The 12,901-nt window shown below is 70.5% G+C and carries 14 protein-coding genes and 1 pseudogene; 8 read left to right on the top strand and 7 right to left on the bottom strand.

Features of this window, described 5'->3' with window-relative positions:
• Positions 1-89 precede the first annotated feature (89 nt).
• Positions 90-1,493, bottom strand: a complete 1,404-nt coding sequence (gene mpl / locus AAG688_RS03435) for a UDP-N-acetylmuramate:L-alanyl-gamma-D-glutamyl-meso-diaminopimelate ligase (protein ID WP_411834923.1) — start codon at positions 1,491-1,493, stop codon at positions 90-92.
• Positions 1,494-1,660: 167 nt separating this feature from the next.
• On the opposite strand from mpl, the gene AAG688_RS03430 reads away from it, so the two are divergent.
• Positions 1,661-2,185 carry a DUF411 domain-containing protein gene (locus AAG688_RS03430; RefSeq protein WP_411833959.1) on the top strand — a complete coding sequence of 175 codons (525 nt, stop codon included), beginning with the start codon at positions 1,661-1,663 and terminating at the stop codon, positions 2,183-2,185.
• 131 nt (positions 2,186-2,316) lie between these two features.
• Here the strand turns inward: AAG688_RS03430 and AAG688_RS03425 are convergent, their stop codons facing one another.
• A complete protein-coding gene (locus AAG688_RS03425; RefSeq protein WP_411833958.1) occupies positions 2,317-2,880 on the bottom strand; it encodes an adenylate kinase in 564 nt (187 codons plus the stop codon).
• Positions 2,881-3,002: 122 nt separating this feature from the next.
• Here AAG688_RS03425 and AAG688_RS03420 point away from each other — a divergent pair, with 122 nt between their 5' ends.
• The gene (locus AAG688_RS03420) at positions 3,003-4,259 is read left to right on the top strand and encodes a 6-phosphofructokinase (RefSeq protein WP_411833957.1); all 1,257 of its coding nucleotides are present in this window, start codon (positions 3,003-3,005) and stop codon (positions 4,257-4,259) included.
• A gap of 60 nt (positions 4,260-4,319) precedes the next feature.
• Here AAG688_RS03420 and AAG688_RS03415 read toward each other — a convergent pair whose 3' ends face one another.
• Positions 4,320-4,556, bottom strand: coding sequence for a thioredoxin family protein (locus AAG688_RS03415; protein ID WP_411833956.1), 237 nt, complete (start codon positions 4,554-4,556; stop codon positions 4,320-4,322).
• 78 nt (positions 4,557-4,634) lie between these two features.
• On the opposite strand from AAG688_RS03415, the gene AAG688_RS03410 reads away from it, so the two are divergent.
• A complete protein-coding gene (locus AAG688_RS03410) occupies positions 4,635-4,970 on the top strand; it encodes a winged helix-turn-helix transcriptional regulator (protein WP_411833955.1) in 336 nt (111 codons plus the stop codon).
• Positions 4,971-5,038: 68 nt separating this feature from the next.
• On the opposite strand, the gene AAG688_RS03405 is transcribed toward AAG688_RS03410, so the two are convergent.
• On the bottom strand, positions 5,039-5,533 hold the full coding sequence (locus AAG688_RS03405; RefSeq protein ID WP_411833954.1) for a hypothetical protein: 495 nt from the start codon (positions 5,531-5,533) through the stop codon (positions 5,039-5,041).
• A gap of 248 nt (positions 5,534-5,781) precedes the next feature.
• Between AAG688_RS03405 and AAG688_RS03400 the strand changes: the two are divergent.
• From AAG688_RS03400 to AAG688_RS03390, 3 genes and pseudogenes are all read left to right on the top strand, one after another.
• A pseudogene (locus tag AAG688_RS03400) lies at positions 5,782-7,806 on the top strand (sodium-translocating pyrophosphatase); the annotation flags it as partial.
• Complete coding sequence (locus tag AAG688_RS03395; protein ID WP_411834922.1) at positions 7,795-8,187, top strand: OmpA family protein; 393 nt, start codon at positions 7,795-7,797, stop codon at positions 8,185-8,187. The pseudogene AAG688_RS03400 and the gene AAG688_RS03395, both read left to right, overlap by 12 nt.
• A 542-nt stretch (positions 8,188-8,729) precedes the next feature.
• Entirely contained in the window at positions 8,730-9,272 is a 543-nt protein-coding gene (locus AAG688_RS03390; RefSeq protein WP_411833953.1) for an acyloxyacyl hydrolase, read from the top strand.
• 21 nt (positions 9,273-9,293) lie between these two features.
• Here AAG688_RS03390 and AAG688_RS03385 read toward each other — a convergent pair whose 3' ends face one another.
• Both AAG688_RS03385 and AAG688_RS03380 read right to left on the bottom strand, forming a co-directional pair.
• Positions 9,294-9,827: a lipocalin family protein gene (locus AAG688_RS03385; RefSeq protein WP_411833952.1), complete on the bottom strand. Its 534-nt coding sequence runs from the start codon at positions 9,825-9,827 to the stop codon at positions 9,294-9,296.
• A gap of 168 nt (positions 9,828-9,995) precedes the next feature.
• Positions 9,996-10,367 carry a BON domain-containing protein gene (locus AAG688_RS03380; protein ID WP_411833951.1) on the bottom strand — a complete coding sequence of 124 codons (372 nt, stop codon included), beginning with the start codon at positions 10,365-10,367 and terminating at the stop codon, positions 9,996-9,998.
• Positions 10,368-10,560: 193 nt separating this feature from the next.
• On the opposite strand from AAG688_RS03380, the gene AAG688_RS03375 reads away from it, so the two are divergent.
• Positions 10,561-11,604, top strand: coding sequence for an oxidoreductase (locus AAG688_RS03375; RefSeq protein ID WP_411834920.1), 1,044 nt, complete (start codon positions 10,561-10,563; stop codon positions 11,602-11,604).
• Positions 11,605-11,746: 142 nt separating this feature from the next.
• On the opposite strand, the gene soxR is transcribed toward AAG688_RS03375, so the two are convergent.
• The gene (gene soxR / locus AAG688_RS03370) at positions 11,747-12,190 is read right to left on the bottom strand and encodes a redox-sensitive transcriptional activator SoxR (protein ID WP_411833950.1); all 444 of its coding nucleotides are present in this window, start codon (positions 12,188-12,190) and stop codon (positions 11,747-11,749) included.
• Between the two features lie 95 nt (positions 12,191-12,285).
• On the opposite strand from soxR, the gene AAG688_RS03365 reads away from it, so the two are divergent.
• Positions 12,286-12,849, top strand: coding sequence for an NADPH-dependent FMN reductase (locus AAG688_RS03365; RefSeq protein WP_411833949.1), 564 nt, complete (start codon positions 12,286-12,288; stop codon positions 12,847-12,849).
• The last annotated feature ends 52 nt before the right edge of the window (positions 12,850-12,901 follow it).

Raw genomic sequence — 12,901 nt, 5'->3', positions numbered from 1 at the left:
GCCTGTGGGAGCGACGTCAGTCGCGACTGTATTTCCCTCGTCGCGACTGACGTCGCTCCCACGGGGACACTGCCGCTTCCCCGCGACGGTCAATCCTGCAACGCCGCCAGGAACCGCCGCGGCGCGCCGTCGAAGCCGCCGTTGGACATGAACACCACGTGGTCGCCGGCATGCGCGATGTCCCGCAGCGCGGCGATCAGCGCGTCGGCATCGGCCACGGTGAGCGCCTGCCCGCGGATCGCGGCCACCACCTTGCCGGCGTCCCACGCCAGCTCGGGCCGGTGCAGGAACACCACCGCGTCGGCGAGTTCCAGCGACGGCGCCAGCGCCTCGGCGTGCGCGCCCAGCCGCATCGAATTGCTGCGCGGCTCCATCGCCACCACGATGCGCGCATCGCCGACCTTCGCGCGCAGCCCCTCCAGCGTGGTCGCGATCGCGGTCGGATGGTGGGCGAAGTCGTCGTAGACGGTGATGCCGCCGTGCTGGCCGATGACCTCCAGCCGCCGCTTGACGCTGCGGAAGCGCGCCAGCGCCGGCAGCACCGCCGCGACGTCGACGCCGACCGCGTGCGCCGCGGCGATCGCCGCCAGCGCGTTGAGCACGTTGTGGCGGCCGAGCAGCGGCCAGTGCACCTGGCCGATCGCCTGTCCGCGATGCAGCACGGCGAAGGCGCTGCCGTCGGCCGCCAGCAGCCGCGCGCTCCATTCCAGCGACGCGTCGAAGCCGAAGCGCTCGACCGGCGTCCAGCAGCCCATCGCCAGCACCTCGGCCAGGCGCGCGTCCTCGCCGTTGACGATCAAGCGCCCGCGCCGCGGCACCGTGCGCACCAGGTGGTGGAACTGGCGCTGGATCGCCGCCACGTCCGGGAAGATGTCGGCGTGGTCGTATTCCAGGTTGTTGAGGATCGCCACCCGCGGCCGGTAGTGGACGAACTTGCTGCGCTTGTCGAAGAAGGCGGTGTCGTATTCGTCGGCTTCAACGACGAACAGCGGTCGACGCGCATGAGTGGACTCTTCTTTCCCTTCTCCCCTCGGGAGAAGGTGGCGCGAAGCGCCGGATGAGGGTTCGACCGCTGCGCCTCCCAACCGCGCGGACACCCCGAAATCCTCGGCCACCCCGCCGATCAGGAAGCCCGGCGCGCGGCCGGCGGCCTCCAGCAGCCAGGTCAGGATGGTCGTGGTCGTGGTCTTGCCGTGGGTGCCGGCCACCGCCAGCGTGTCGCGCCCGGGCAGCACGCGCTCGGCCAGCCACTGCGCGCCGGAGATGTAGCGGCGGCCCTGGTCCAGCACCGCCTCCACCGCCGGGTTGCCGCGCGAGAGCGCGTTGCCGATGACGATTTCCTCGCAGTCCGGCGCGATGTTTTCCGGCAGGTAGCCCTGCGACAGCGCGATGCCGAGCTTCTCCAGCTGGGTGGACATCGGCGGGTAGATCGCCTGGTCGCTGCCCTCGACCTCGTGGCCCAGTTCGCGCGCGAGCGCGGCGACGCCGCCCATGAAGGTGCCGGCGATTCCAAGGATGTGGAGCTTCAAGTACGGACTTCCGTGCGGGACTGCGCGGACTTTACCCGAGCCGGCGCCTTCCTGGCTGCAATGGCGCAAGGCGTGGCCGCCGGCGGACCGGTAAACTGCCCGCCTCCCCCGCCACCGACGGAAAAGCCGCCATGCCCCGCACGCCGCTCGCCGCCATCGCCACGCTGTCGCTGCTGCTGAGCGCCTGCGCGGGCGCCGAATCGCCGCATGAAGCCGCCGTGTCCGCGGTCCCTGCGCATCCCGCCACCACCACCGCCGACGCCACCACCGCGCTGCCGCTGCTGACCGTGCACAAGCACCCGAGCTGCGGCTGCTGCGGCGTCTGGATCGAGCACATGCGGCAGGCCGGCTTCCCCGTCGAGGAAAAGAACACCGAGGACATGGAGCCGGTGAAGGCGGCGGCGGGCGTGCCGTATGCGATGGGCTCGTGCCATACCGCGCAGGTCGCCGGCTATTTCGTCGAGGGCCACGTGCCGGCCGGGGACGTGATCCGGCTGCTGCGCGAGCGCCCGCAGGCCAAGGGCCTGGCCCTGCCGGGGATGCCGGTGGGCTCGCCGGGAATGGAGCACCCGGACGGATTCGTGCAGCCGTACACGGTGTCGCTGGTGCTGGCCGACGGCAGCCTGCGCGAGTTCAGCCGCCACCCGCGCGACTGAAGCGCCGCCACAAGGCCCGGGACCGCAAGGACAGGCGCGGAAGCGAATCCGCGCCGGCAACCGGCCGTTCGCGCAGGCGACCGGCTCCGGGAAGGGATGGCCCGCGCGCGGCCGCAGCCGCGCAGCCGGCTTCAGCGGCCGATGGCCTCGAGGATGCGGCCGAACACCTCGTCCAGCGATCCCACGCCGTCGACCACGCTCAACTGGCCCTGCTCGCGGTAGAACGCGATCACCGGCGCGGTCTGCTGGTCATAGACGTTGAGGCGGTGGCGCACCGATTCCGGGCTGTCGTCGGCGCGGCCCTCGGCCTTGGCGCGGCCGGCCAGGCGCTCGATGATCTTCTCGTTGTCCACCGCCAGCTGCACGGCGGCATCGAACTTCTGCCCCAGGCTGGCCAGCAACTCGCCCAGCGCCGCGGCCTGGGCGAGGTTGCGCGGGTAGCCGTCGAGGATGAAGCCCGGCCGGGTGTCGTCGCGGGAGAAGCGATCCTTGAGCATGCCGAGCAGGATCTCGTCGGAGACCAGATCCCCGCGCGCCATCACTTCCCTGGCCTGCAAGCCCAGCGGCGTGCCGGCCGCCACCTCGGCGCGCAACAGGTCGCCGGTTGAGATGTGCGGAACCCCGAGGTAGTCCTTCAGACGCGCGGCCTGCGTACCCTTGCCCGATCCCGGCGGTCCCAACAATACCAATCGCATCGTGTCACTCCCGAACTAGAATCCGTGGCGATCACAGCGCCCGGCAGCGCCCGCCGGGCCGACGCTGCACCGCGTCAATGTGTGAAGCTTAACCCATCCCCCCACCCCGCAACGAGGCGAACATGGCCAAGGGCACCCTACTTTATGCGCAGTCCGGCGGTGTCACCGCCGTCATCAACGCCACCGCGGCGGCGGTCATCGGCCAGGCACGGGCGAGCGGCGTCAAGGTGCTGGCCGCGCGCAACGGCATCCTCGGCGCGCTGCGCGAGGACCTCATCGACACCTCGAAGGAATCGGCCGCGGCGATCCGCGCACTGGCCAACACGCCCGGCGGCGCGTTCGGATCGTGCCGGTTCAAGCTCAAGTCGCTGGAGGCCGATCGCGCGAAATACGAGCGCCTGCTGGAGGTGTTCAAGGCGCACGACGTGCGCTGGTTCCTCTACAACGGCGGCAACGATTCGGCCGACACCGCACTGAAGGTCTCGCAACTGGCGGCCGCCTTCGACTACCCGCTGTCCTGCATCGGCGTGCCCAAGACGGTGGACAACGACCTGGCCGTCACCGACGCCTGCCCCGGCTTCGGCTCGGCCGCCAAGTACACCGCGGTGTCGGTGCGCGAGGCCGCGCTGGACGTGGCGGCGATGGCCGAAACCTCGACCAAGGTGTTCGTCTACGAGGCGATGGGCCGCCACGCCGGCTGGCTGGCCGCCGCCGCCGGCCTGGCCGGGCAGTCGCCGGACGAGGCGCCGCAGATCATCCTGTTCCCCGAGCGCGCCTACGACGAGGCCGCGTTCCTGGCGCAGGTGCGCAAGGTCGTCGATCGCGTCGGCTGGTGCGTGGTGGTGGCCAGCGAGGGCATCCAGCACGCCGACGGCCGCTTCGTCGCCGACGCCGGCGGCGGCAAGGACTCGTTCGGCCATACCCAGCTCGGCGGCGTGGCCTCGTACCTGGCCGGCCGGGTCAAGGACGAGCTCGGCTACAAGGTGCACTGGACCCTGCCCGACTACCTGCAGCGCTCGGCGCGGCACATCGCCTCGAAGACCGACTGGGAGCAGGCGCAGGCGGTCGGCAAGGCGGCGGTGCAATACGCGCTCAAAGGGCAGAACGCGGTGATGCCGGCGATCGTGCGCACTTCCGACGCGCCGTACCGCTGGAGGATCGAACCGGCGCCGCTTTCCAAGGTCGCCAACCACGAGAAGAAGTTCCCGCCCGGCTTCATCCGCAAGGACGGCTACGGCATCACCGCCGCCGCGCGCCGCTACCTGCAGCCGCTGATCAAGGGCGAGGCTCCGCTGGCCTACGGCGCCGACGGCCTGCCGAAGTACGTGACGCTGAAGAACGTGGCGGTGGGGAAGAAGCTGCCGGCGTGGGAAGGCTGAGCCGGACGAGGATCGCAGCGGCCGGCGGCGGGACGGCGATCCGCCCCGCCGCGGACGCGCCTACTTCAACGCCTCGATGCCCGCGCCGAAGTTGATGTGGAACGCCTGCCCGTCCAGCACGAGCGCGGGCACCGACTTCACGCCTGCGGCCTCGGCCTCGGCGATGCGCGGGCTGTCCTGGCCCAGGTGCACCACTTCGACCTGGTAGCGCGCAGGGTCCAGGGCATGGGCGAGGTTGCGTTCGGCCTCGACGCAGACCGGGCATCCGGCGTGGTAGAAGATCGCTTTGCGGGTCATGTCGTTTCTCCGGGTTTTCGGCCAAGTCGCCGGCTTCCCATTCTTCATGCCCACGAACGCCTGAAAAGAAGGCACGAAATGGTTACCACGCACAAAACGGTCACCCCTGCCGGCGCCCGCGCGTCCATCACCGGCCTGCTGGAGGACGTGCTCGGCTGCAAATGGTCATGGAGCGTGCTGCGCGCGATCCACGCGGGCGTCTCGCGCCCGGGCCAGCTGGAACGCGCCATTCCCGGCATCTCGACCAAGGTGCTCAACGAGCGCCTGCGCAAGCTGGTCGCCCACGGCGTGCTGGAGAAGACCGAGTTCGACGTGGTTCCGCCGCACGTGGAATACCGCTTCACCGATCTCGGCGCGAAGTTCCTCGCGGTACTGCGGCAGATCGAGGCGCTGGAGCGCGAGCAGGCCGGCTGACTTGCCGTGCAACACCGTCGCGGCGGTGCGGCGCGGAAAGATGGGCAAACACAAACGCCCGGGCTTGCTCAGCGGCAGGCCGCTCCGGTGATTTCCAGCCCAATGGCATACATCGCCACCGGCGCGACGCCGCCACCGGCAGCCTGGCGCTGCGCATCCTGCAGGTAGACGCGCGCCTGGCCCTGGCCATCCAGTGCCGGGGCCTGCGTCTGCGCCGGCTTGCGCCAGACCCGCAGCACCGCCTGCTGCGACGGGCAGGCCGCCGACGGGATGGCGATGCGATCGTTGAGCTTCCAGCCGGTCGCTTCCGACGGCCTGGCCTGCGCGTAATCGACCAGGCGCGCGCGCGGCTGGCACTGCGGGTGGGTCCTGGCCACGGCCATCGCGTAGGGCTGCGCCGGCTGGCCGGTGAAGCGGCCCTCGATGCGCGCGCAGGCTTCCGGTATCTGGCGCACCGTGTGCACGACCCCCACCGCCTGCGGCGCGGCGCCCTCGCGACGGATTTCCGGCACCGGCTCGGCCGCCGCCGCCAGCAGCGGCGACAGCAGCGCCGCACAGATCATCAGCCTTCCCATGTCATGCCTTCCGCTCGGAAACCCGGCGAGGCTGGCATGGCCGTCCTGAACGCACCGTCATCGCTGGCGGTATGCAGGGCATCGGTTCATACTCGGCGCAGCTCCAGAGATTGTGTGACCCGGTCGGACCGCGCCCAGGCGCGGGGATACCCGTGCGTTCAACAGGCTCCACGGGATTGACTGGCCGGAACTCCGCGCTCCGCTGGGCAACCATCCGTCAACCCTTGGGAGGGGTCATGCTGGAACAACACGGTCTGACGCTGGCGCTGATCTGCGCGGCGGTCGCGATTCTCTACGGCATCATTTCTGCGCGCTGGATCCTCCGGCAGCCGGCGGGCAACGCGCGCATGCAGGAAATCGCCGCGGCGGTGCAGGAGGGCGCGAGCGCCTACCTCAACCGGCAGTACACCACCATCGCCATCGCCGGCGTGGTGCTGTTCGTGCTGGTCGGCTTCTTCCTGAGCTGGGCCACCGCGATCGGCTTCCTGATCGGCGCGGTGCTGTCGGGCGCGGCCGGCTACATCGGCATGAACGTGTCGGTGCGCGCCAACGTGCGCACCGCCGAGGCGGCGCGCAAGGGCATGGGCGCGGCGATGGACGTGGCGTTCCGCGGCGGCGCGATCACCGGCATGCTGGTGGTCGGGCTGGGCCTGCTGGGCGTGGCCGGCTACTGGCTGGTGCTCGGCCGCATGGGCATCACCGGCGACGACGCGCTGCACGCGCTGGTCGGGCTGGCGTTCGGCTCGTCGCTGATCTCGATCTTCGCGCGGCTGGGCGGCGGCATCTTCACCAAGGGCGCCGACGTCGGCGCCGACCTGGTCGGCAAGGTCGAGGCCGGCATCCCCGAGGACGACCCGCGCAACCCGGCGGTGATCGCCGACAACGTCGGCGACAACGTCGGCGACTGCGCCGGCATGGCCGCCGACCTGTTCGAGACCTACGCGGTCACCGTGATCGCGACGATGCTGCTGGGCAGCCTGATGATGGCGCAGGTCGGCAGCAACGCGGTGCTGTACCCGCTGGTGCTGGGCGGCGTGTCGATCATCGCCTCGATCATCGGCGCGTTCTTCGTCAAGGTGAAGGAAGGCGGCTCGATCATGGGCGCGCTGTACAAGGGCGTGATCGTCTCCGGCGTGCTGGCCGCGATCGCGTTCTACCCGATCACCACCCAGCTGATGGCCGACTCGCCGTACGGCGCGATGGGCCTGTACGGCTGCGCGCTGGTCGGCCTGGTGCTGACCGGCGTCATCGTCTGGATCACCGAGTACTACACCGGCACCCAGTACGCCCCGGTCAAGCACGTGGCCGCCGCCTCGACCACCGGCCACGGCACCAACATCATCGCCGGCCTCGGCGTGTCGATGAAGTCCACCGCCTGGCCGGTCATCGCGGTGTGCATCGCGATCCTGGCCGCGTACTGGCTGGGCGGGCTGTACGGCATCGCCATCGCCGCCACCGCGATGCTGTCGATGGCCGGCATGATCGTCGCGCTGGACGCCTACGGGCCGATCACCGACAACGCCGGCGGCATCGCCGAGATGGCCGAGCTGCCGCCGGAGATCCGCAACATCACCGATCCGCTGGACGCGGTCGGCAACACCACCAAGGCGGTGACCAAGGGCTACGCGATCGGCTCGGCCGCGCTGGCCGCGCTGGTGCTGTTCGCCGACTACACGCACAACCTGCAGACCGCGCATCCCGACGCGGTGTTCACCTTCGACCTGTCCAACCACCTGGTGATCATCGGCCTGCTGATCGGCGGCCTGATCCCGTACCTGTTCGGCGCGATGGCGATGGAAGCGGTGGGCCGCGCGGCGGGCAGCGTGGTCGAGGAAGTGCGCCGCCAGTTCCGCGAGATCGCCGGCATCATGGAAGGCACCGGCAAGCCGGACTACAGCAAGGCGGTGGACCTGCTGACCAAGTCGGCGATCAAGGAGATGATCGTGCCGTCGCTGCTGCCGGTGGTGGTGCCGATCATCGTCGGCCTGCTGCTGGGGCCGCAGGCGCTGGGCGGCCTGCTGATCGGCACGATCGTGACCGGCCTGTTCGTCGCCATCTCGATGACCACCGGCGGCGGCGCCTGGGACAACGCCAAGAAGTACATCGAGGACGGCCACCACGGCGGCAAGGGCAGCGAGGCGCACAAGGCCGCGGTCACCGGCGACACCGTCGGCGACCCGTACAAGGACACCGCCGGCCCGGCGATCAACCCGCTGATCAAGATCATCAACATCGTCGCGCTGCTGCTGGTGCCGGTGCTGCCGGTCAACGGCTGGCTCGGTTCGGCCACCGCCGGCGCGTCGCACGCGGCCGCGCCGATCGCCGCCGAGGGCCACCTGGCCAAGGTCTACTTCGACACCGGCTCGGCGGTGGTGCCGGCCGACACCAGCGCGCGCCTGGCCGGCGTGCTCGGCACGCTGCACGCCGACGGCAATGCCCGCGCGCAGGTGTCCGGCTTCCACGACGAGAGCGGCGATGCGGCCGTCAACGCCGAACTGGCGCGGCAGCGCGCGCAGGCGATCGCGCAGTGGCTGGTGGTCAACGGCGTGGACGAATCGCGCATCGACCTGGACAAGCCGGCGGTCACCGCCGGCGACGGCGCGGCCGACGAGGCGCGGCGGGTGGAAGTGCGGGTGAAGTAGTCTCCGCGATCAAGGGCATCGGTGGATGCCCGTGGCAAAGCCACGGGTATCCCGGTGTAGGGCCGAGCTTGCTCGACTGCGCAATCTACGGGCGAAACGGGAAAGCAGCCGAGCAAGCTCGGCTCTACAGACGAGGAAAAGCGGCCGCAGGGCCGCTTTTCTTCTTCCGCGGGCCATGCCTCGTCCAGCCCCCGGCCAGCAGCCTGCACGCTGGAGGACCGGCAACGCGCTGCTGTCCCATGCCAGGCGCCGGGCGCAACTGAAACTGCGGCTGGAACAGTCCGTCGCCGCGCAGTCGGCGATGAACCCGCCGGGATCGGCTATCGTGCCGGCGCATCGGACTTGCCCGCCCTGCTCGACGCGCAGCGTTCGCAATCGGCCGCCGACAGGGACCGCCGTCATCCGGGTCACACGCTGGCGATGCTTTCACCCGCCGATATCCGATAATGCGCGGCCGCCGCAGCCGGCGGCCGCGCCCCTTCTCCCCCGACAGAAACGTTCCCGTGCCGCCTATCGCTTCCGGTCCCCTGACCTCCTCCGCCGTGACGCGGAGCCGCCTGCTTTCCCTCGCAATCACCCTGGCCGCCGCCGGCCTGCCGGCCGCTTCGCTGCATGCGCAGCAGGCGCCGGCGCGCGGCTGGTTCGTGCAGGCCGGCGCCGCCGAGCACGCCAATGCGATCAACGTCGGCCTCACCCGCGACTGGCGCTGGCAGAAGCAGTATTCGCTGGGCCGCGTCACCGGCTACTGGGAAGGCACGCTGGGACGCTGGTTCGTGCAGGGCCGGCGCGATTCCACCCAGGTCGGCCTGACCCCGGTGCTGCGGCTGTATCCGGACGCCTGGCGGCCGGGCTGGTTCGTCGAGGGTGGCATCGGCGTCAATGCGATCTCGCCGCGCTACGACAACGGGCGCAAGCGCTTCAGCACCACCTTCCAGTTCGGCGATCACGCGGCGGTCGGCAAGCGCTTCGGCGCCGGCCAGCGGCAGGAATGGTCGCTGCGCCTGCAGCATTATTCCAACGCGCGCATCGAGCAGCCCAATCCGGGCGAGAACTTCCTGCAGCTGAGGTATTCGCGGGTCTGGTGACGTCCCGCGCGCAGCCCGGCATCAGTCGCGCAGCGGCGCGGTCATCACCAGCGGCTGCAGGTCGTAGCCCATCGCGGTGGCGCGCGCCTTCAGGCGCTCGAACAGCGCGCGATCCATCGACGGCTCGCGCGAGAGGATCCACAGGTAGTCGCGGTCCGGTTCGCCGACCACCGCCCAGCGGTAGTCGGGATCCAGGTCGATGACCCAGTAGTCGGCCCACACCATCGGCAGGAACGACAGCCAGCGCGGCGCGAAGCGCACTTCCAGTTCGCCCGGCCGGCCCGGCACCGGGCGCGCCACGCCCTGCGCCGACTCCATTTCACCGCGCTTGTTGCGGCAGGCGTTGCGCACGTCGATCAGGCCATCGCTGCGCGCGGCATAGGTGGCGGTGATGTCGCCGACGCATTGCTTCTGGAAGCGCATCGGCAGGTGCGCGATCTCGTGCCAGGTGCCGGCGTAGCGCGCCAGATCCAGCGCGGGCACCGGGCGTACCGGTTCGGCTGCGGTGGCGAGCAGGGGCAGGGAGGCGAGCAGCAGCAGAAAGAGGGTTCGCATGGAGTGGCCGGATGTTGGCGGTTGGAGAATCTCTCGGGTGCACTTCCCCGTCATTCCCGCAGGCGGGAATGACGGCATGTCCGGAGGTTCCCGGGGTGGGTGAAGTTTGCGTAGAAAAGGCGGATGCGCCGCGAGGTGCATCCGCCTTTCGTCATCGATGGCGCGCGATTAGCGGCCGGCGACCGTCAGCTTGGACGAATCGACGCGGGTCACGCCCTTGATCGCCTTGGCCTTCTCGATCGCACGATCGGCCTCGGCCTGGCTGCCGACCGAACCGGTCAGGTGGACCACGCCATTGACGGTATCGACCTTGATGTCGGTGCCCGAAACGCCATCGCTGGCCAGCAGGTCCGCCTTGACCTTGGTGGTGATCCAGGTGTCGTCGACCGGCTGGTCGGAGCGGCCCTCGGTCTGCGCCTCGCGCGCGGCTTCCTTGTTCTTGTCCTTGTGATCGTCGGCCATCGCGCTGCCGGCGAAGAGCAGGCCCACGGACAACGCGCCGGCCAGCATCGAACGGGTGACATTCTTGGGGGAATTCATCGCATCATCTCCTGCTCCTTCGTGGAGCTGCTTGTGTGTGGCGAGTGTCGGCGGGCCTGCGTGGAACCGGCGTGAAGCGCATCGCGACATCGCCTTAACCCCGGCATCGCGTTCAGCAAGCTCGACCGCGGATGAAAAGCGCGCGGGCTGCGTCTATGCTGGCCCGCATCCTGTTGCCTGCATGTCCGAACGCATGTCCGCACTGAACGTCGCGCTCGTCGGTTATGGCCTGGCCGGCCGCGTCTTCCATGCGCCGCTGATCGTGGCGACCGAGGGGCTGCGGCTGCACACGGTGGTCTCGCGCCAGCACGAGCGCGTGCTGCAGGAGCATCCCGGCGCGCGCGTCGTCGCGCAGGCGATCGAGGCGTTCGACGACGACGCCATCGACCTGGTCGTGGTCGCCGCGCCCAACGCGCTGCACGCGCCGCTGGCGATGGCCGCGCTGGAACGCGGGCGGCACGTGGTGGTGGACAAGCCGTTCGCGGTGACCCTGGACGAGGCCGAGCGCATGGTCGCCTGCGCGCAGCGCCACCGGCGCATCGTCAGCGTGTTCCACAACCGCCGCTGGGACGCCGATTTCCTGACCCTGCGGCAGCTGCTGGAGGACGGCGCGCTCGGCGAGCCGGTGGAACTGCACTCGCACTTCGACCGCTACCGCCCGCAGCCCGTCGATCGCTGGCGCGAGCGCGACGAGCCCGGCGGCGGACTGTGGTTCGACCTGGGGCCGCACCTGATCGACCAGGCGCTGCAGCTGTTCGGCCCGCCGCAATCGCTGCAGGCCGACATCGGCCGCCAGCGCAAGGGCGGACAGGGCGCGGACTTCTTCCACGCGGTGCTGCGCTATCCGCGCCTGCGGGTGTTCCTGCACGCCGGTTCGCTGGTCGCGGCCAACGGCCTGCGCTTCGCCGCGCACGGCACGCTGGGCAGCTACGTCAAGCACGGCACCGACGCGCAGGAGGCGCTGCTGCGGCGGGGCGGACGGCCAGGCGATCCGGGGGGCTGGGGCGAGGATCCGCTGCCGGGCCGGCTCACGCGGGTCGGCGACGACGGCACGCTACAGGCACGCGAACTGCCCGCGGTGCGCGGCGACTACCGCCGTTACTACGCCGCGCTGCGCGCGGCCATCGCCGGCGACGGCCCGCTGCCGGTGACCGCCGCGCAGGCGCTGCAGGTGATGCGCCTGCTGGAACTGGGCCTGCGCAGCAGCGCCGAGCAGCGGGCGCTGCCGTTGCATTGAGCGTTGGCGGTCTGGTCGGCCGGTTGAACCGCGGCCGGCCCATGCAAAGAATACTTGTGGGAGCGCCGTCAGTCGCGACGAAGCCTTACCGACTCACCACCGCGACTGACGGCGCTCCCACAAGCCATCGCAGCGGAAGGCCTCAACCGTCCCCGGCATCCAGCAGCCTCGGGCCGGCGCCTTCCTCGGCCAGTTCGTCGGCGGGATTGCGCAGCGGGCACGCCTTCAGCGACAGGCAGCCGCAGCCGATGCAGTCCCCCAGTTGATCGCGCAGGCGGACCAGGCGCTCGATGCGGTCGTCCAGATCCGCGCGCCAGCGGGTGGACAGGCGGCGCCAGTCGGCGGCGGTGGGCGTGCGCCCCTCCGGCAGCGCGGCCAGCGCGCTGGCGATCTCGGCCAGCGGGATGCCGGTGCGCTGGGCCACCTTGATCACCGCCACCCGCCGCAGCACGTCGCGCGAATAGCGGCGCTGGTTGCCGGCGTTGCGCCAGCCGTGGATCAGCCCGCGCGACTCGTAGAAATGCAGCGCCGACACCGCCACGCCGGCGCGCCGCGCCACCTCGCCCACGCTCAGCTCCCGCGCCATCCCGGCATCGCCGCGCCTGCCCATATCCTGCCTCTTGACCTTAACAAAGGTTGAGGTTTTACCGTGCACGTCCCTTCACCGCAACAGGAACCAGGATGCAGGCATTGAGGACGGCGCTGATCTACGGCAGCGCGCGCGAGGGCCGTTTCTGCGACACGGTGGCCGGCTGGGCCGGCGCCTGCATCGAGGCGCGGCGCGGATTCGACCTCGATCGCATCGATCCGCTGCTGCTGGATCTGCCACAGCGGCCCGGCCGGGCGAGCACCCCGGATCTGGTCAACCTGCAGCAGCGGATCTGGCGCGCCGACGCCTTCGTCGTGGTGACGCCGGAGTACAATGCCGGCTATCCGGCGGCGCTGAAATCGCTGATCGACTCGGTGCAGCAGCACTGGCAGGCCAAGCCGGTGGCCTTCGTCGCCTACGGCGGCCGCAGCGGCGGCCAGCGCGCGGTCGAGCAGCTGCGGCAAGTATTCTCGGAGCTGCACGCGGTGACGGTGCGCAACGCGGTGACCCTGCCGATGGCCTGGGAACGCTTCGACGCGCACGGCCAGCCGGCCGATGCACAATCGGCCATCGCCGCCGGTGCCATGCTGGACCAGCTGGCCTGGTGGGGCCATGCGCTGAGGCAGGCCCGCGCGGGCTGGCCCTACCCGGGCTGACCGCGGTCTTCCTTCCCCTTTGCAATGCGCGCCGGACGCGCGACAGGTGATC

It is taken from the genome of Pseudoxanthomonas mexicana, from assembly GCF_046736355.1.
Lineage (GTDB): Bacteria > Pseudomonadota > Gammaproteobacteria > Xanthomonadales > Xanthomonadaceae > Pseudoxanthomonas_A > Pseudoxanthomonas_A mexicana_B.
The sequence above is the reverse complement of the archived record's forward strand: the minus strand, read 5'-3'. Positions and strand labels throughout refer to the sequence as shown.

Coding starts and splice junctions, on each gene's coding strand:
- AAG688_RS03420 (WP_411833957.1), top strand. CDS start 3,003: ATGGCCAAGGGCACCCTACTTTATGCGCAGTCCGGCGGTGTCACCGCC.
- soxR (WP_411833950.1), bottom strand. CDS start 12,190: ATGGCGCGGGAGCTGAGCGTGGGCGAGGTGGCGCGGCGCGCCGGCGTG.
- AAG688_RS03405 (WP_411833954.1), bottom strand. CDS start 5,533: ATGATCTGTGCGGCGCTGCTGTCGCCGCTGCTGGCGGCGGCGGCCGAG.
- mpl (WP_411834923.1), bottom strand. CDS start 1,493: ATGGGCGGCGTCGCCGCGCTCGCGCGCGAACTGGGCCACGAGGTCGAG.
- AAG688_RS03385 (WP_411833952.1), bottom strand. CDS start 9,827: ATGCGAACCCTCTTTCTGCTGCTGCTCGCCTCCCTGCCCCTGCTCGCC.
- AAG688_RS03365 (WP_411833949.1), top strand. CDS start 12,286: ATGCAGGCATTGAGGACGGCGCTGATCTACGGCAGCGCGCGCGAGGGC.
- AAG688_RS03380 (WP_411833951.1), bottom strand. CDS start 10,367: ATGAATTCCCCCAAGAATGTCACCCGTTCGATGCTGGCCGGCGCGTTG.
- AAG688_RS03410 (WP_411833955.1), top strand. CDS start 4,635: ATGGTTACCACGCACAAAACGGTCACCCCTGCCGGCGCCCGCGCGTCC.
- AAG688_RS03375 (WP_411834920.1), top strand. CDS start 10,561: ATGTCCGCACTGAACGTCGCGCTCGTCGGTTATGGCCTGGCCGGCCGC.
- AAG688_RS03430 (WP_411833959.1), top strand. CDS start 1,661: ATGCCCCGCACGCCGCTCGCCGCCATCGCCACGCTGTCGCTGCTGCTG.
- AAG688_RS03425 (WP_411833958.1), bottom strand. CDS start 2,880: ATGCGATTGGTATTGTTGGGACCGCCGGGATCGGGCAAGGGTACGCAG.
- AAG688_RS03415 (WP_411833956.1), bottom strand. CDS start 4,556: ATGACCCGCAAAGCGATCTTCTACCACGCCGGATGCCCGGTCTGCGTC.